The sequence below is a fragment of the Psychrobacter sp. R86515 genome, assembly GCF_042466315.1.
GTDB lineage: Bacteria > Pseudomonadota > Gammaproteobacteria > Pseudomonadales > Moraxellaceae > Psychrobacter.
Map to the genome: position 1 here is coordinate 1,674,164 of NZ_JAXHCC010000001.1, position 17,263 is coordinate 1,691,426.

Sequence of the window (17,263 nt, forward strand, 5' to 3'; positions counted from 1 at the left end):
CATGAGTATCAAGCCTGTGGTCGCCTTAATTGGTCGTCCAAACGTCGGTAAATCCACCTTATTTAATCAGTTCACAAAAAGTCGGCAGGCATTGGTCGCTGACCTTTCAGGATTGACTCGTGACCGTCAGTACGGTGATGCAACTTATGAAGACAAATCTTTTATCGTTGTAGATACGGGTGGTATCGGTGAAGCTGATGACGGTAGCGGTAATATTGATGACTATATGTCTGAGCAGTCGCATACAGCAATCCATGAAGCAGATATTATTGTATTCGTCGTTGACGCTCGTGCCGGTATGATTGGCGCTGATGCTGAAATTGGTAAGTTTTTGCATACATTAGGCAAGCCTGTCTATGTTGTTGCCAATAAAGTCGACGGCGTACATGATGCAGCGCCTGCCGAGTTTTATGCACTAGGCTTGGGTGAGCCATATCCGATGGCAGCCAGTCATGGTCGCGGTGTAGGCAATTTGCTTGAAGTGCTAACGGCTGATATGCCTGAGCAAGAAAACATAGTAGAGCCAAGAGGCTTAAAGCTTGCCATTATTGGTCGTCCAAACGTTGGTAAATCGACGCTCGTCAACCGCCTGCTTGGCGAAGACCGAGTAGTGGTATTTGATATGCCAGGCACAACGCGTGATAGTATTTATATTCCTTATCAGCGTGAAGGCAGAGACTATGTCTTGATCGACACTGCGGGTGTACGTCGCCGTGGTAAAATCGATGAAAAAGTAGAAAAATTCTCTGTCATCAAGACCTTGCAAGCGATTGAAGATTCCAATGTAACCGTGATTGTCATCGATGCTCACGAAGGTATCGTTGATCAAGATTTGCATATGATTGGTTACGCGCTTGACGCTGGACGAGCGTTAGTCGTTGCGATCAATAAATGGGATGGTCTAACGCAAGATCAAAGAGACTATATCAAGCTTGAAATGGATCGCCGTTTTAGCTTTATTCCTTATGTAAAAATACATTTGATTTCAGCACTACATGGTACAGGCGTTGGTAATTTATATCCGTCTATCTTGCGTGCGTATAAATCTTCGATGTTCGAAGTATCGACCAACCGTTTGACCCAGATTTTGCAAGATGCGGTAACGGCCAATCCGCCACCGACCGTTGCTGGTCGTCGTATCAAGTTACGTTATGCGCATATTGGTGGCCACAACCCACCCGTTATTGTTATTCATGGTAACCAAACCAGTGCGCTTCCTAAGAGCTATCAGCGTTATCTTGAGAATCAATTCCGTCAAGTATTTAAGCTAGAAGGCACACCGCTTAACGTTATCTTGAAGCAAAATGACAACCCATATGCGAATAAGAGTGATACGCCGACTAAAGCTAAAGCTCAGCAATTGCGTCAGCGTGAGCGTAATAGATCACAGAAATTTACTACCAAAGATAAAAAGCCTCGTTAATCCTCGTATTTTAGGCTTTATATCTTTAGCTTTATGATTAATGTCATCGCGTTCGATAGCGCGATGACATTTTTATATTAATACGCTATAGTTTGGGCTTATAAATAACTATCTTAGTTTCAAAAAATACTCAAATGTTTTACTTATCACATCTTTAAAATACCTGTACTATAAATGAAAGCTGCACGCGACTCAGTAGAGTGATATGAACAACCGTTCGTCTCAAACCATTCCCGTACTTATTTGGCGTTCTGTCATACAAGCTGTCGTATTGGCAGTGCTGGCAGGTTTTTTATTGCCTTTTATTTATGGTTTAGTGCATCACTATCAAGAAAAAAACCAGCATATTCAACAATTGGCATCGCTACTAACGACTAGCGCATCGACTGCAGATGGCGCAGATATCGTGGCTGAACAAGTCAATATCTTATTAGAAAACGAGCCGACGATTCAGAGTATTGTTTTCTATTCAACTTCTGAGCCAATTGAAGATATAGACCAGTCGATTGATGATTGGAAAAACGCTTTATTTGCGCATACGGTCAGTTTCAACTATCCAGTGATTAGTAAAGACCTTGATGCCAATAGTGCCGCGTCGAATAAGTCTGATTCCAATCAACAGTTAGCACTGGCTTTATCAAATATTATGAGCGAATCGTCAGCGCCAGATGAGACGACTGATATAGCTACCGAAAATAGCACATTGATTGGTTATATCAATATTACGATGGACGTAGAGTTGCTACGTTTACATTGGTTCCAAAATATCCTGTGGTTATGGCTAACAACAGTGGTACTGATTGTCATGTTTGCCTTATACATTTTCAGAAAGCTTAATTGGCCAGTCAGAGATATCGAAGCATTGACGGATGTTTGTGCCATTGTCATGAACAACGCAAATCTAGAGCAACTGCCAGTCATTCCGCAACAATTTAATTTTCAAGAACTGACCCAAATCAAAAAAGCATTAATTGTGTTATTCAACCGTTTACAAGAAGCACGGCAAGGTTATGCAACCCTTGCGGCCTTCGAACAGCAGTTACACAATAAAGATGTGTCACTTGATGTACAGTTGCATAATTTTCAAAGCATGATTTCTCATGAGTTAAAAACGTCGTTGAATGCAATTGTAGGTGGTTTACAACTATTGGATCATGAGACGCTCAACAGAGAGCAAAAAGACGCGGTAGAGATTATCAGTAGTGGTAGTGATAAATTGGTATTGTCTTTAGATCATATTATACAGTTGAACCAGATTCAAAAAGGCCAGATAAGAATTCATAAAAATGAGTTTAACCCATTACAGCTAATCGCTGATCTGCTAGCTAAGTTTGAAAATATGGCTACGCAAAAAGGGTTAGAGCTGATTAGTAATATTCATCATATAGACTATAGCCTATACGGTGATTCAGAAAAAATACATCAGATACTATCGATACTGCTCAACAATGCGATTAAGTTCACGCCTGTCGGAAAAATTACGATTACGTCGCAACTGACACATTTTAATAAGAGTAATCGCTGGCAGATTAGCGTGAAAGATACCGGTATTGGTATCGATAATGAGCACCTAGACGATATATTTAACCCGTTCTTTCAGGTAGATTCTTCGCAAACTCGCCAGTATGAAGGCTCGGGGGTTGGCTTACCTATCGTTAGACAAATGGCGCAGCTTATGGGTGCTACTATAGATGTTGATAGTGTGCTTGGCGTAGGTACACAATTTACGCTGACCATAGCGATGCCCAATCAACAGCAATCAAAACAGCAGCGCTTATTGTCTGGCCTAACAATTATTTATTATTACTATCATGAGACAGGCTCCTTGTTAGAGGAACTGGAATACCTAGGAGCTACGATTATTTGTCGTCAAGGTAACCAACTCGTCATAGAGGAGATGCGTAAGCAGAAAGTTGACATAGTGATGTTTGCTGAAGATGTTTTCCCAGAAAAAGCTGCGATGCTAGCCAAACGTATCCGTCAATATGAAAGCGATGAGGGTAGTAAGAGCGAGCATCGTGCGTTATTGGTATATTGGTATCCGCAGCATCGGGCGCGCTATGTAGACAGTTTTGAGTATGGTTTAAAAGCAGCTGGCGTTGACTATTGTCATATTGCTACTTATAAAGACAAAGCGTTAAGCGACTTATTAAAACAATGGTTGGTTTAGACGTAGTACGGTTCTATTGAATCGGTGTTCCTAGTTAGGTTTATTTAATTGACTAGGTAGCATTTTTCATATTTTTTACTATCGAAGCACTGTTGAATTAAAGTAAGCATAAAAAGAAAAAAGACGCCTTAAAATGGGCGTCTTTTTTTAAACAGTGTTTAGCTAGTATTGCTTTCTAAAGGTCTCTCTTAGAGAAGATTCTTTACCCAGCGTACGATATGCTCCCAAGTACGGCTCATAAAGCCAGACTGTTCGATATCATTGGTTGCGATGATAGGAACTGAGGCTACCGCTTTGCCATCAATAACAGCCATCATTTTACCAACTTCCTGACCTTTCTTGATCGGTGCTTCTAAGCTCTCAGGAATATCGACCACTGTGGTGATTTTGTTTTTCTGGGTTTTGCTGGTTAGAATTTGCAAGTTGTCGCCAGTTGCCAGCTCTACCTCGTCAGCTTCTCCAAACCATACTGGAAGCTTGCTAACGAACTGCCCAGCAGGCGCCTTGGTAACTGTTGTAAAGTGACCGAAACCCCAGTTAAGTAGTTCGCGTGACTGATCGGCGCGAGCTTGTTGGCTCTTGGTACCCATAATGACAGAGATTAGGCGCATGCCTTCACGGTTGCTTGATGCAACCAAGCAGTAGCCTGCCGCATCAGTGTGGCCGGTTTTTAGGCCATCAACGGTTGGGTCAGTAATCAGCAGAGCATTACGATTACCTTGGGTAATACCGTTATAAGTAAACTCTTTTTCTGCGTAGATACTATAGTAATCGCCGCTGTTTTTGATAATAGCGCGCGCAAGTTTAGACAAATCCAAAGCAGATGCTAAATGACCTTCGTCAGGCATACCCGTAGCATTGACAAAGTTAGAGTTCTCCATGCCAATCTTTTGTGCTTGTTCGTTCATCAATATTGCAAACGAGGCTTCGCTACCAGCAATATGTTCAGCCATGGCTTTTGATGCATCATTACCTGATTGAATGATAATACCGCGTAGCATATCGATGACGCTGGCGGTTTTGTTCACAGGCACATACATACAAGATTGGCTGCTGCTACCACGGCACCATGCATTTGGACTCATCAATACCTGTTCATCTTCTTTCAGGTCGCCTGATGCTAAGCGTTGCTCAATGATATAACTGGTCATCATCTTAGTTAGAGATGCTGGCGGCAGCGCCTCATTGGCGTTCTTTTGAGCCAAAATTTCGCCAGTGTTATAGTCCATCAACACATAGGCAGTATTGTCCATTTCAGGTGGTTGAATGGCTGCGTTTGCCACTACTGCACTCATCGAGATACTTACACCAACTACCAGCTGTACCAGCTGATTTTTTACACGCTTTACTGTCATATATCATTACACCGCATCATGGAACCAAATGTATCTATCGCTTATGTTTTGTACCTATTTCCATACATTATTTTAAGCAGCATGTCTTAAATGCAGTGTTTAAAATAATGTATCGACGAAAATAGTAACGCCTACACAATAGACATAAAATTAACGCCTTATCTTAGCAAAATGACTACCGATGGGGAATCAATAAATGCAAAAATAAGGCAAGTTTGAAAAGAAAAATGAAGGCCTATCATATATTTATTCTGACTATCATCTGACCAGTCTCTGCAATAGAGAATTCAACGCTCACAAAAAAGCCTGCTGCACTGCTTGTGAATAACAAGTAAAGTGACAGCAAGCTTTGATGCTACAGACGTCTAAACAACCAGTTGATAATATTTGCTTAACCAATGTTATAAAGAGTACATAGCTTTTATTTTATTATCGTTAATACTAATATTATTAATAAGCTAAGCAGATGACGCTAGTCATTGAATTAAACTAGATAGTTGCCTAATAATCTGCGTTTGCCAAATCTTCACATAGTGCTTTGTTTTCTTGCTTTGAGAATCCCATCGTCCAACTACGAATACCTTGTAGTATCTGGCGGTAGTCTTGCTGTGTAGATAGGTATTGAATAGCCGCTTTTGGATCTTCTAGAGAAGGCATTAGCTCATGCAGCTGTACAGTGTACGACTTATAGAACCGCTGTTTTTGCTTACCATTTAGCATTGGTGGGCATATCTCTGATAGTACCTGCATCACCGCAATTTCGTGCTTAGTGATATTGATGCCAGACATGTCTAGCGGAATGGTAGTGCCAGAGTTATTCGCAGCATTAGAAGCTTGAGACAGCATAGCAACAGACGTTATCAGTCCTGCAATCCCAATTTTTGAGGCAGTATTTGCTATCACAGAAGCTATAGATAATATCGATTGTTTATTCATTCAGTATTACACTCGCTCATCTTTATTTAATGGTCATATGTTAATCGGTAAAAAAACAAAAGTCACATAAAATATTGATTTATGTGTAGATATCTTGTGAGCCAAAACCATTTTTTAGCAACATATCAGTAGCATACTCTAATGACGTTACTTCAGTATCAGTACATCGGTTTGTATTGTTGTGGGGTGTTGCTTATTGTAACGCGATGCTTAATCTACTAGTTGTTATTCGTTTGATACAGATCTTGTTACGCTACTTTCATCGTATAATTATCAGCATAAGAAGAGCATGATACTTTGCTAAAGACAGGGTTCGTGTCTTTATATTATTCAGTTATAATCGCCCATGCTATCAAAACGATACTTTTTCGTTAGACTGAGACGTCATGTTATTGGAGAATTAGAGTATCATGTTTTCATTTTAAATATGAGCATCGTTCTTTGATGGCTATCTTGAACAGATATGGCACGATAGCAGAATTATCAAATAGAGCTGTAGAAAAATCGGCAATAAAATATTAACCATATACTGAGCAGAAATGAGATTTTTAATTAGTAACGATGACGGTGTGTATGCGCCAGGATTATTGGCACTATCTCAGGCATTATCGACTATTGGTGAAGTGGTGGTCGTCGCCCCGAACGATGAACAAAGCGGCTATGCCAGTGCGCTGAGTGTCTCAAGACCACTGAATACGCATCAGCTGCCTTCTGGATTTGTAGCGGTAAATGGTTCACCAGCTGATTGTGTTTATCTAGCAATCCATGAGTTGTATCGTGATACTGACTTTGACTGCGTGATTACAGGCATTAACTCAGGGGCTAACTTGGGACAAGATGTGATGTTCTCTGGTACGTTCGGTGCTGCATTGACCGCGCAACTATCTGGTATTCCTGCTATAGCAACGTCTTTGGTAGGCGGGGGTGTCAAAAACGGCGGGCAAGAATCAGCCAGTGATTATCAAGTGGCCGCACATGAAATCGTCAAACTGCTTACTGAGACTTCGATTTTAGAGATGCTCAAAAGTTTGCCCTATCATGTATTAAACGTTAATATTCCTGATGTACAGCATGCCGATGATATCAAGGGTCGAAAAATAACCTCGCTAGGCCATAAGCAGGCTGCTCAGCCAGTACGCCAGATGATAGATCCACGCGGCCGAGATGCATATTGGTTGTCTCTACGAAAAGGTAAAAATGAGCGACCACTAGAGACATCAATCGATGCGATACAAGCGAAGCAGGATGTGATGACAGATTATCAAGCCGTAACGGCAGGGTATGTCAGTTTATCACCAGTACGCCTACATCATACGCCAACGGCAGCGCTGGATAGATTATCAACACTCGCGCTATAAATTCTATAAGATATAATCCATACCGGCTTATTAAACACTGACGTGTTATGAGAATATCAGAAGACTCTTGTATGATATCAAGCGCTTTTGAATGATTAAACAATGAATGAGCAACACAAAGAATAGGAACCTTGTATGAAAAAAATCATAGCTGGATCGCACCTTGTTAAAGCCGCGTTGATTGGTACTATGGCAGTCGCTACTCTATCTGTCGTCGGCTGTGCAACGAAGCCTACCTATCAGTCAGCAAACCAAGCAGGGCCTAAGATTATCACTAACGCGCAAGGCGTCCCTAACTATCACCGTGTACAACGCGGCGATACGGTCAGCCAGATTGCAGCGCGCTATCGTCTGAACTACCGCCAAATCGGGGCGATGAACAATCTAGATAGTAAATACACCATCTATAGTGGCCAATGGCTCAAACTATGGCAAGGCAATGCGGCCACCACTGCAAGTAACAATAGCTATAGTGCACCAGTTCGAACGCAGCCAACTTATACGCCGCCTGTCACTCAGTCTCAAACACCAGCTTATGAAGCCACTGCTAACTCGACCTCTGGTTATGATTATCCTACGCGTAATCCAGTAACTCGTAACATTGACCCTGCTGCGGGCAATATGGGAATGTGGTTTGCAGGCAAAGTTGGTGATCCAGTACTTGCCAGTCAATCAGGAACTGTGCTTTACTCAGGCAACGGTCTGCCAGAGTATGGCAATCTAATTATGATTCGTCATAGTGATAACTACATCACAGCTTACGCGCACAATAGCCAGTTGTTGGTGCAAGAGGGCGATACAGTACAGCGTGGTCAACGTATTGCTAGTATGGGCAGCAGTGGTCAGACCAATGAGGTAGGCTTAGAGTTTCAAGTTCGCTTAAATGGTAATCCTATTGACCCACGTAGCGTACTTGGGCGTTAGACTTAAATAATAGCTACGGATAGCTTGGCCACTGTGAGCCATTTTATTTATTCATGTTTGAGATTTTTTATGAGATTAAAAAAGCAATACCTCACCTTTGTGCCAGCATTAGTGATGGTCGGGTGTACAAGCCAGCAGGCAATGCAAAGTAAGCCTGTTCGTCAAGGCGGCGTTGAGATTACTCAAACTCAAACCGTTCAGGTCAAACCAACACCTGCGCCAGTTGTAAAACCGCAGCCTGCGCCAAAGCCTAGCTATAGTAGCTTTTCTGATTGGAAGTCAGACTTTTCTATGCGGGCCATATCGTCAGGCTATGATGCCCAAGTGATTGGTCGATTGCTTGACTCTGCTTATCTAAATCAGCAAGTCATCTCATTAGATTCAGGTCAGCCCGAGTTTTCTAAGATGCCGTGGGAGTACGTAGATTCTGCGGTATCAAGTGGACGCGTCAGTGTAGGGAAGCGCAAATTTGCCGAGCAGCGTGCTTATTTGTCTCAGCTAGAGTCTCAGTATGGGGTTAATGCAGAGATTATCGCTGCGATATGGGGTATGGAGTCATCGTATGGCGCTGTGACGGGTAGTAGCGATTTGCCAAGTTCGCTTGCCAGCCTTGCTTATGATGGTCGTCGTCAAGAGTTCGCTGAAACGCAGTTGCTATCGTTAGCGACCTTGCTACAACGCGGTGACGTATCATGGTCACAGCTCGATGGTTCTTGGGCGGGCGGTATGGGACAAACCCAGTTTATCCCTGAGACTTGGCTCAAACAAGGGGTCGATGGTGATGGCAATGGGCATCGCAATCCATGGGCCACTGGTGATGCATTGGCTTCGACGGCCAACTATCTTAGCAATTCAGGTTGGGTTCGTGGCTTAGCGCCTTTTTATGAAGCAACGGTGCCAGCCTCGTTTGATTACTCCGTAGTTGGTAGCAAACAACCTGCGGCTAGATGGGCTGCAATGGGTGTCGATACGATAGCGGATGTTTACTTAGATGCCAATACTCAGATGGAGCTATGGTTACCCGCTGGTAAAGACGGTCCAGTGTTACTGTTAAGCCCAAACTTTGATGTGATCAAAGTCTATAACAACTCATCAAGTTATGCGTTGGGTGTTAGTCTGCTAGGCAAAACGATTAATGGACAAAGCGGGTTGCAAAAATCTTGGCCTCGTTACGAGCGTCCATTATCGACCACGCAAGTGACTAATTTACAACGTCGTTTGACTAGTATGGGTTACGATACCAAAGGCGCTGATGGTATCGTGGGTACCAATACTCGTATGGCATTCCAGCGCTGGCAAGCAGATAATGGCCAAACGCCAGACGGATTTATTACTCAAAACAGTGCGTCTTCACTGGCTGGTTGGTGAGGTAGGCTGACGGTATTTATACACTGTATAAAAGTGGCTCTTTTTAATCGTGCTTAGCCATTATGCATCAGCCACTAGTCATCAAACGATAATTTAATTTGTTCTACAAAAAGCACCTTGCCAAGGTGCTTTTTTTGTCTCAATCTATGTCTGATTTTGCTGACATCTTTAACACAATGGACCATGCAATAAATATCAAATATTAAGACCAGTGTAATCTGGCTTTATTCAAAACTTATCAGGACAAGGTTAATACAAGAAAGTTGATACTTTGAATGATAGACTCTAGATAATGTGTTTTTTAACGATGACTTTTACTCATAGTGTTTAGTAACAGTTTTTAACGACCATTTTAAATAACAGTTTCGATTATAAATAATTAGAACGACAGAAAGAGCGTGACCTTATGATTACCATGGAAGAATTACAAGCTGCGATACAGCAGCGAATAGATAATTATCATATTACTGACTTTCCACTACAAAAAAGAGCCGTTAACACTCTAGAGTTGCTGGGCAGCCTAAACCACATACTGGCTCAAGATATTGCTTCACCCTTTGATGTGCCGCGACAAAACTTGTCTGCAATGGATGGCTATGCGATTGCCAAAGGTAGTGAGTTATTAGAAAACAGTATTATCGAAATCGTTGGTGAGTCGCAAGCTGGCAGTGCTTATACTGGTAAGACAGCTGCAGGGCAAGGGGTTCGGATTTTTACTGGTGCAGTCGTACCAGATTGCTGTGATACGGTCATTATGCAAGAGAATACGAACTTTGCAGATATCAAAGCGACCGTTGATAAATCTCGACCTTACGACATCACGCTCACGCAAACTGCCAAAGTTGATGATAATATCCGCTCACAAGGTGAAGAAATTGAGTCTGGCGAAGCCGTTTTAAAAATCGGCAAACGCCTCAATTCTGCAGATATTAGCTTACTGGCCAACCTTGGTATTAGCCAAGTGAACGTGTTCCAGCCGCTTGTTGTAGGCGTGTTGGCAACAGGTGATGAGCTCGTGGCTATTGGCAATGAGCTACAAAGCCTAGCCCAAATATATAATTCTAATACTCCAACGCTCAAAAGCTTGCTATCAGATTTGCCTATCACTATTCGTGATTATGGCATTATCTCTGATAACCTAGAGCAGACAACTATCGCAGTCAATGAGGCTATGCAGGACTGTGATGTACTGATATCGACTGCAGGTGTCTCTGTTGGTGACTATGATTTTTTGACCACTGTGATCGAAACATTAGGTCAGATTAACCATTATAAAGTAGCGATGAAACCTGGTAAGCCTTTTGTATTTGGTGAATTGAATAAAAATCTCGATAAGCCAGTATTGTATTTTGGCCTACCGGGCAATCCGCTCTCTACGGTCGTGGGTACGCTACAGTTTGTGATACCTGCATTATGGCAAATGTCAGGTGCTAGCGTATCAGAGCAGCCGATGCCGCTAACTATCAAGGCCAAACTTATCAGTGATATCAGAAAGTCTCCCGGCCGCAAAGACTTTCAGCGTGGCGTATTGTCACGAGACGAGACAGGTCATTATCAAGTTGAGTGCTTCTCAAGACAGCAGTCACATAGAATCAAACAGCTGAGCCGCGCCAATTGCTTTATTGTGTTGGACAAAGACAGTGGGAACGTAGCAGCAGGTAATGACGTCGTTGTACAACCGTTTCCTTGGCTACATCGCTAATTCATCGTTTGCCAATTTATTGTAAGGTTGTCATACAATGCTAGAGAGTAACCTTACACTGGTATGCTAAACACGAATAATAAAGTAGTGCTTATAATAAGCAGTACTGATGGCAGTAACATATGATTGATGACAACATAGATGACAAACACAAAATAGACAGCCCGCAACTGTATTCACCGAGCTTGGCACCGGCATTATCTGACGGCTACATAGAGCCTTCCTTGGTCGTGCATACTGAGCAGATGAGTGACTATCACCAGCCGCTAACCGATGGGTTTGCACGGCGTCTGACTTACTTGCGTCTATCTATTACTGACTTCTGTAATTTTCGCTGTGAGTATTGCCTGCCAAATGGTTATCAAGGTAAGCGCCCTGATGATGAGCTAAGTATCTCTGAAATTGCCACTTTGGTGCGTGGCTTTGCTCAAGTAGGTACTAAAAAAGTTAGAATTACAGGTGGTGAGCCTTCTATTCGTCGTGATGTCGTCGAAATTATCGAAACGATTAAGCAAACTGACGGTATTGAGACAGTTGCGATGACCAGCAACGGTTATAAATTGGGTAAACATATAGCTAACTGGCAAGCTGCTGGACTTGATCAGCTCAATATCAGTATGGACAGTTTTGATGCCGCTACCTTTCATAAAATGACAGGCTTTGATACCTTGCCGCAGATATTGGCTGACATGGATACATTGTTAGAAACGACTGATATCAAACTGAAAATAAATAGTGTTTTGATGGCAGAGACTGCGTTTGAGAATTTAATCACGGCGATCGACTATGTCAAAGACAGACAAGTGACCTATCGCTTTATTGAATTTATGCAGACCAGTGACAATAGCGATTTGTTTTTTGCTCAACATGCTCAGTCTGATATTATCATCGATTACTTGTTAGAAAATGGCTGGCAGCCGCACGAGCGCGGTAGTGCCGATGGTCCCGCAGTAGAGTATAGCCACCCTGAATATGTCGGTCGTATCGGTATGATTGCCCCGTATGCGGCGCATTTCTGTGATACCTGTAATCGTCTGCGTGTAAGCAGCCAAGGCAAGGTGCATTTGTGTCTGTTTGATCAAGGTAACTATGATATCCGTCCATACTTACAGCAAGACGATATCCAAGGACTGGTAAACACTTTACATAGCTTTATGCCGATCAAACCTGAGCATCATCATCTGCATGACTCTAACAGTGGCATCATGCACAATCTATCGATAATCGGTGGTTAAAACATTTTGAGTCTGCAACCATGACGCTGATAGAGATTGTTTTCCAACGCAATCATTTTTCTACATAGCTTTTTTTGATACAACGGATCTTTAATACAATTATAAAATGACATCTATAAAGGATTATTTATGAGTAAGCCTGCTGCACAATTTACACCGCTTAATATTGCTGTATTGACCGTTTCTGATAGCCGTACGCTGGCAGAAGATACGTCAGGCCAGTACTTAGTAGATAGCTTGACTGAAGCAGGGCATCATTTAGCAGATCGTCAACTAATTACCGACGATATTTACCAAATTCGCGCAGTCATTAGTGGCTGGATTGCTAGTCCAGACGTTCATGCGGTTATCACCACTGGCGGTACAGGGTTCTTCATCAGAGATAGCATGCCAGAAGCGGTGAGTGTACTGTTTGACAAGTCGATCGATGGTTTTGGCGAAATGTTCCGTTTAATCTCAAAAGATGAAATTGGTATGTCTACCGTACAATCGCGAGCAGTTGCTGGCATGGCCAATGGTACGGGTATATTCTGTCTACCAGGTTCTTCTGGTGCTTGCCGTACGGGTTGGGAAAATATTTTAAAAGATCAGTTTGATAGTCGTACTCGTCCATGTAACTTCGTGCCGCATTTTTTGGCACAAAATCCTAGCCATGATTGAGTTATAAATAATTGAGCTATGAGTGTTATACAATCAAGCCTGACAGGTAATGGTAAATGACAAATTGCTCAAATAATCTGGATGGTTTGGCAGGTGTGGTTATCTTGGCAGGCGGCGCATCTAGACGTATGGGAACGGCCAAGGCGATGCTAACACTACCGTCAGGTGAGCAGCTGCTAGACTATCATGTTCGTCATGCGAGCAAGTTACAGGTTCCTATATTGATTGCAGATAATGGTCGCGGCTTTCAAGCTGGTTTAGATGTCCATTCAGAAAAACCTAATGCGCCTGTTATTCACATTGCTGATTATGGTACTGATGTTGACTCTAGTAAGCATGATGAGCAGATTAAAACTGGCGGCGCATTGGTCGCTATCGAATCAGCCTTACAAACATTGAATGATTTGATCAGCTTGAATGATTCAGGCGTATCAAAAAACGTACAAGCTTCGTGGTTACTGGTTATTAGCTGCGATAGCTTAATACCAGTAACTGACTTGTGGCAGAAATTACAATGTGAAATAAGCCTTGCTGCCGATAAAGAAGTAATTTGCTTAAAAGATGACAGTCACTTATATCCATTGTTAGGCCTGTATCAGCTAAGTATTGAGCCTGATTTGAAGGCCTATATAGATAACGGTCAGCGTAGAGTGATGCAGTTTATTCAGCCATTGGTGCAAGCCGTACCATTTAGCAAAGAGTGGCAAAATTTGACCAACTTCAATACGCCTGAAGATTTTAAGCAAGCATGTGCTGCTCTACCAAAATAATAAAAATATCACATAAGAAAGGTTATATAAATGAGTGACAGCGTACAGATAAATCAACAATCTACTTTATCTCACTTAGATAGTGATGGTGATATTACCATGGTTGATGTCAGTGGCAAGGTCGCAACGACGCGAGAAGCCAATGCCACTGGACAAGTACGCTTTCCCAGTGAGATTTATACGCAGATTAAAGCGGCTGATGGAATGACCAAAAAAGGCAGCATCACGCAAACGGCTCACATCGCTGGTATCATGGCGGCCAAACGCACTCATGATCTTATACCGCTTTGCCATCCACTACCGCTAGACAAGATAGGTTTGAGCTTTGAGTACAACGACGCGCTCAGCAGCATCACGGTCAGTGCGGTGGTCAAGGTTACGCATAAGACAGGGGTTGAGATGGAAGCATTAACCGCAGTTAGCGTTGCCTGCTTAACTATCTACGATATGACCAAAGCACTATCGCATGACATCGTTATAGATGATATCCATCTGGTTAAAAAGACAGGTGGTAAGTCAGATTATAGTCATGCCTAAAGTGACAAAGTTGCAGAGTGCGTCATCAATCAATAAAGATATGCTGAATATCAAGCAAGGAAGCTTGCATAAGATGGAGAGGTTTATGAGTGCTACCGACGTGAAAGCCGATATCGAATCAACGATGAATATCAATGTCATGTATTTTGCCAGTTTGGCTGACGAGGCCAATTGTCAGCAAGAGACGGTAAGCGTACAGCAGGATACGTCACTGATTGAACTGTACGAACAGCTGAGTCAAAAGCATCGCTTTAGCCGTCCACAGTCAGAGCTACGTGTTGCAGTAAATGACTACTTTGCTAAATGGACTGACCAGATAAACGATGGTGATAGCGTGGTTTTCATCACGCCAGTCGCTGGTGGTTAGATAAGCGTTTACTAGTGTCCATTTTGTCAGTAGCTATCCAGTGTCAGTAGCTATTCAGTGGTTACAAAGAAAAAATAATAAATAGAGAAGAAAAATGACAGACAATGTCCACGATCATTCAATGAGCATCAAACGTAGTGCTGATGAAGCTTACCTTATCGCTGAGCGTGATGGTTTTGCGCTACTAGATATTGCTATAGACGAAGATAGGCTAAAAAGTACGCTAGATAATGACAGCTGCGGCGCGTTTGTTTGCTTTGAAGGGCGAGTACGCAACCATAATAACGCCACGAGCGTTGATAGCCTTACCTATTATGGTTATGAAGATTTGGCCATCAACCAGGGCCGCGCCATTATAGAAGAAGCCAAAAAGCGTTTTGAAATTACGCATGCTATTGCGATACATCGTATCGGTGCGTTAGAAATTGGCGATGTAGCTGTGTGGGTTGGGGTAGTGTCAGCGCACCGTTACCCAGCATTTGATGCGTGTCGCTGGATATTAGATACCATCAAAGCAGACATTCCTGTGTGGAAGCAAGAATACTACGAAGACGACTCATCTAAATGGCTCAGTAATAATGGGTAAGTCATTAGTTACTGTCTGTGTATCTGCTTGTCTGCTATTGTCACTAAATGCTTGTACGCAAGACAAAGACGCCAATATGGCGCTTGCTTCTGAAAAAGTTGAACCAGCTCAAACATTGCGTATCGCTGCGGCTGCTAACTTATCTGATGTACTCCCTCATATTATTGATAGCTATCAGGCTGATAACAGCTCATCTGCCCAAAATGTTTCAAGTATCTCAGATATTGAAGTTACTTATGCCTCTTCTGGCAAATTATATGCGCAAATCAAAGCAGGGGCACCGTATGATATATTCTTGTCTGCCAATCAAGATTTTCCTGCTAAATTGGCTGATGAAAATTCAGCTAGTGTTATTAACGAAGGTAATAAGCTAACCAAGCCTTTTACGTATACCAGAGGTCAATTAGCACTCTATAGTGTCACCAAACCTTTAAACGATTTTACGCCAACATCGCTAGGCGATATGTTTACCAGCGCTGACTTTACTCAGGACAGCAAGGTGGCTATCGCTAACCCTGACCTTGCTCCTTATGGTGCCTCTGCAAAATCCTATCTGCAATCACAAAATATGTATGATAAGTTGAATGCTCAAAAAAGCTTAATACAGTCAGAGAATATCGGTCAAGCATTTCAATATGCGCATACGGGTAGTGTGGACTATGGTTTTGTAGCACAGTCTCAGCTTGTTGCGATTAAAGCCAAGCCTGAGCAATTTATTACTTTGCTGCCAGCGTCTTATCCAGCTATCTTCCAAGATGGGATAATCGTTAATAACATTGACCAAGCAGCAGACTTCACCGACTACCTGCGCTCAAAAGCAGGGCAGCAGCACTTCTTACAAGCAGGCTATCTGGCCGTCCAGTAATACGTTAGACTAACCCCTCTCATCATAGAACGAGCAGTGACATTATATGATCGACCAGTCTCTCATGTCAGATATGCTCAGTCCATTTTGGGTGAGCATCAAGCTCGCTTGCGTGACCACTTTATGTCTATTACTATTTGCAACGCCTATCGCTTATTGGTTGGCTAAGCCGAGCCGTATAAAAGCAATAGGACGTCTTAAGGTACTGCTCATGGGCATCATTGCGATGCCTCTGGTGCTACCACCTACCGTGATTGGTTTTTATCTACTGTTACTGCTCAGTCCTAGTGTAGGTATCGGTAAATGGTTGAGCGAACATAATATTAGCCCGCTAATTTTTACCTTTGAAGGTCTGGTCATTGGCTCCATCATTTACTCGTTACCTTTTTATATACAGCCTGTCTATGCACAGTTTTTGCGTATTCCACAAAGTGTCACAGAAGTTGCTCATCTCTTAGAACCAAGTCGTATGCGACGGTTTATGAAAGTAGCCTTACCGCAAGCGCGGGTGGGTATTATTTTGGGTAGTTTGGTAAGCTTTGCTCATACCATTGGAGAGTTTGGGGTTGTACTGATGATAGGCGGCAGCATCTCAGGCGAAACTAAGGTGGTATCGATTGCGATATATGAGCAAGTAGAGGCGCTCAACTATGAGGCGGCGCATATGATGTCTGGTATTCTGATTATTATGGGTGTAGTGATGGTAGCGTTAATCGCTAGTGTGAGCCGAATAAGTCAACGTCCATAGTACTGAAATATTTGCATGCGAGTTAAGTGTTAGGTAGCGCAGCAGCTATATAAACAATGTCTAAGCAAAATACGCAGACACAAAAAAACCTCAAACAATCTAATGCTTGAGGCGAAACTTGCTTAAACCCAAAGGTTTAAATTCGTTTTAAATATGGCGCAGCGGACGGGACTCGAACCCGCGACCCCCGGCGTGACAGGCCGGTATTCTAACCAACTGAACTACCGCTGCTTAGGTCTCTTAGCTTGTTTAGCCACTT

Annotated in this window: 16 protein-coding genes and 1 tRNA gene; 14 read left to right on the forward strand and 3 right to left on the reverse strand. The window is 42.6% G+C overall.

All coding sequences use genetic code 11. The features are described from left to right. Position 1 precedes the first annotated feature (1 nt). Positions 2-1,423, forward strand: coding sequence for a ribosome biogenesis GTPase Der (gene der / locus SJY28_RS07140; protein ID WP_057759046.1), 1,422 nt, complete (start codon positions 2-4; stop codon positions 1,421-1,423). Between the two features lie 205 nt (positions 1,424-1,628). Next, complete coding sequence (locus SJY28_RS07145) at positions 1,629-3,593, forward strand: sensor histidine kinase (RefSeq protein ID WP_379543935.1); 1,965 nt, start codon at positions 1,629-1,631, stop codon at positions 3,591-3,593. 188 nt (positions 3,594-3,781) lie between these two features. On the opposite strand, the gene SJY28_RS07150 is transcribed toward SJY28_RS07145, so the two are convergent. Next, on the reverse strand, positions 3,782-4,948 hold the full coding sequence (locus tag SJY28_RS07150) for a D-alanyl-D-alanine carboxypeptidase family protein (protein ID WP_201579371.1): 1,167 nt from the start codon (positions 4,946-4,948) through the stop codon (positions 3,782-3,784). Between the two features lie 501 nt (positions 4,949-5,449). After that, the gene (locus SJY28_RS07155) at positions 5,450-5,884 is read right to left on the reverse strand and encodes an MCR_0457 family protein (protein ID WP_201579372.1); all 435 of its coding nucleotides are present in this window, start codon (positions 5,882-5,884) and stop codon (positions 5,450-5,452) included. 539 nt (positions 5,885-6,423) lie between these two features. Between SJY28_RS07155 and surE the strand changes: the two genes are divergently transcribed. The 12 genes from surE (at position 6,424) to modB (ending at position 17,004) form a co-directional block, all read left to right on the forward strand. Next, positions 6,424-7,242, forward strand: a complete 819-nt coding sequence (gene surE, locus SJY28_RS07160) for a 5'/3'-nucleotidase SurE (RefSeq protein WP_379543936.1) — start codon at positions 6,424-6,426, stop codon at positions 7,240-7,242. A gap of 135 nt (positions 7,243-7,377) precedes the next feature. Further along, positions 7,378-8,166, forward strand: a complete 789-nt coding sequence (locus SJY28_RS07165) for a M23 family metallopeptidase (protein ID WP_201579374.1) — start codon at positions 7,378-7,380, stop codon at positions 8,164-8,166. 69 nt (positions 8,167-8,235) lie between these two features. Continuing rightward, the gene (locus tag SJY28_RS07170; protein ID WP_379543937.1) at positions 8,236-9,534 is read left to right on the forward strand and encodes a lytic murein transglycosylase; all 1,299 of its coding nucleotides are present in this window, start codon (positions 8,236-8,238) and stop codon (positions 9,532-9,534) included. Between the two features lie 406 nt (positions 9,535-9,940). After that, complete coding sequence (gene glp / locus SJY28_RS07175) at positions 9,941-11,236, forward strand: gephyrin-like molybdotransferase Glp (RefSeq protein WP_379543938.1); 1,296 nt, start codon at positions 9,941-9,943, stop codon at positions 11,234-11,236. Between the two features lie 122 nt (positions 11,237-11,358). After that, positions 11,359-12,471, forward strand: coding sequence for a GTP 3',8-cyclase MoaA (moaA, locus tag SJY28_RS07180; protein WP_379543939.1), 1,113 nt, complete (start codon positions 11,359-11,361; stop codon positions 12,469-12,471). 129 nt (positions 12,472-12,600) lie between these two features. Next, positions 12,601-13,131, forward strand: a complete 531-nt coding sequence (gene moaB / locus SJY28_RS07185) for a molybdenum cofactor biosynthesis protein B (protein WP_102078147.1) — start codon at positions 12,601-12,603, stop codon at positions 13,129-13,131. Positions 13,132-13,187: 56 nt separating this feature from the next. Beyond that, on the forward strand, positions 13,188-13,901 hold the full coding sequence (locus SJY28_RS07190; protein ID WP_379543940.1) for a molybdenum cofactor guanylyltransferase: 714 nt from the start codon (positions 13,188-13,190) through the stop codon (positions 13,899-13,901). A gap of 30 nt (positions 13,902-13,931) precedes the next feature. Continuing rightward, entirely contained in the window at positions 13,932-14,438 is a 507-nt protein-coding gene (moaC, locus tag SJY28_RS07195; protein WP_379543941.1) for a cyclic pyranopterin monophosphate synthase MoaC, read from the forward strand. Positions 14,439-14,523: 85 nt separating this feature from the next. Further along, a complete protein-coding gene (locus SJY28_RS07200) occupies positions 14,524-14,805 on the forward strand; it encodes a MoaD/ThiS family protein (protein WP_379543942.1) in 282 nt (93 codons plus the stop codon). A 94-nt stretch (positions 14,806-14,899) separates the two neighbouring features. Beyond that, complete coding sequence (locus SJY28_RS07205) at positions 14,900-15,391, forward strand: molybdenum cofactor biosynthesis protein MoaE (RefSeq protein ID WP_379543943.1); 492 nt, start codon at positions 14,900-14,902, stop codon at positions 15,389-15,391. After that, complete coding sequence (gene modA, locus SJY28_RS07210) at positions 15,384-16,256, forward strand: molybdate ABC transporter substrate-binding protein (RefSeq protein WP_379543944.1); 873 nt, start codon at positions 15,384-15,386, stop codon at positions 16,254-16,256. The genes SJY28_RS07205 and modA overlap by 8 nt, the downstream gene beginning before the upstream one ends. A gap of 46 nt (positions 16,257-16,302) precedes the next feature. Continuing rightward, the gene (gene modB / locus SJY28_RS07215) at positions 16,303-17,004 is read left to right on the forward strand and encodes a molybdate ABC transporter permease subunit (RefSeq protein WP_057759074.1); all 702 of its coding nucleotides are present in this window, start codon (positions 16,303-16,305) and stop codon (positions 17,002-17,004) included. Positions 17,005-17,158: 154 nt separating this feature from the next. Here the strand turns inward: modB and SJY28_RS07220 are convergent. Then, positions 17,159-17,235, reverse strand: a tRNA-Asp gene (locus tag SJY28_RS07220). Positions 17,236-17,263 lie beyond the last annotated feature (28 nt).

Excerpts from the sequence above, each read along its gene's own strand:
- SJY28_RS07190 (WP_379543940.1), top strand. The coding sequence starts at position 13,188 with ATGACAAATTGCTCAAATAATCTGGATGGTTTGGCAGGTGTGGTTATC.
- SJY28_RS07145 (WP_379543935.1), top strand. The coding sequence starts at position 1,629 with ATGAACAACCGTTCGTCTCAAACCATTCCCGTACTTATTTGGCGTTCT.
- SJY28_RS07170 (WP_379543937.1), top strand. The coding sequence starts at position 8,236 with ATGAGATTAAAAAAGCAATACCTCACCTTTGTGCCAGCATTAGTGATG.
- moaA (WP_379543939.1), top strand. The coding sequence starts at position 11,359 with ATGATTGATGACAACATAGATGACAAACACAAAATAGACAGCCCGCAA.
- surE (WP_379543936.1), top strand. The coding sequence starts at position 6,424 with ATGAGATTTTTAATTAGTAACGATGACGGTGTGTATGCGCCAGGATTA.
- SJY28_RS07155 (WP_201579372.1), bottom strand. The coding sequence starts at position 5,884 with ATGAATAAACAATCGATATTATCTATAGCTTCTGTGATAGCAAATACT.
- SJY28_RS07150 (WP_201579371.1), bottom strand. The coding sequence starts at position 4,948 with ATGACAGTAAAGCGTGTAAAAAATCAGCTGGTACAGCTGGTAGTTGGT.
- moaB (WP_102078147.1), top strand. The coding sequence starts at position 12,601 with ATGAGTAAGCCTGCTGCACAATTTACACCGCTTAATATTGCTGTATTG.
- der (WP_057759046.1), top strand. The coding sequence starts at position 2 with ATGAGTATCAAGCCTGTGGTCGCCTTAATTGGTCGTCCAAACGTCGGT.
- SJY28_RS07165 (WP_201579374.1), top strand. The coding sequence starts at position 7,378 with ATGAAAAAAATCATAGCTGGATCGCACCTTGTTAAAGCCGCGTTGATT.
- moaC (WP_379543941.1), top strand. The coding sequence starts at position 13,932 with ATGAGTGACAGCGTACAGATAAATCAACAATCTACTTTATCTCACTTA.
- SJY28_RS07205 (WP_379543943.1), top strand. The coding sequence starts at position 14,900 with ATGACAGACAATGTCCACGATCATTCAATGAGCATCAAACGTAGTGCT.
- glp (WP_379543938.1), top strand. The coding sequence starts at position 9,941 with ATGATTACCATGGAAGAATTACAAGCTGCGATACAGCAGCGAATAGAT.
- SJY28_RS07200 (WP_379543942.1), top strand. The coding sequence starts at position 14,524 with ATGAGTGCTACCGACGTGAAAGCCGATATCGAATCAACGATGAATATC.
- modA (WP_379543944.1), top strand. The coding sequence starts at position 15,384 with ATGGGTAAGTCATTAGTTACTGTCTGTGTATCTGCTTGTCTGCTATTG.
- modB (WP_057759074.1), top strand. The coding sequence starts at position 16,303 with ATGATCGACCAGTCTCTCATGTCAGATATGCTCAGTCCATTTTGGGTG.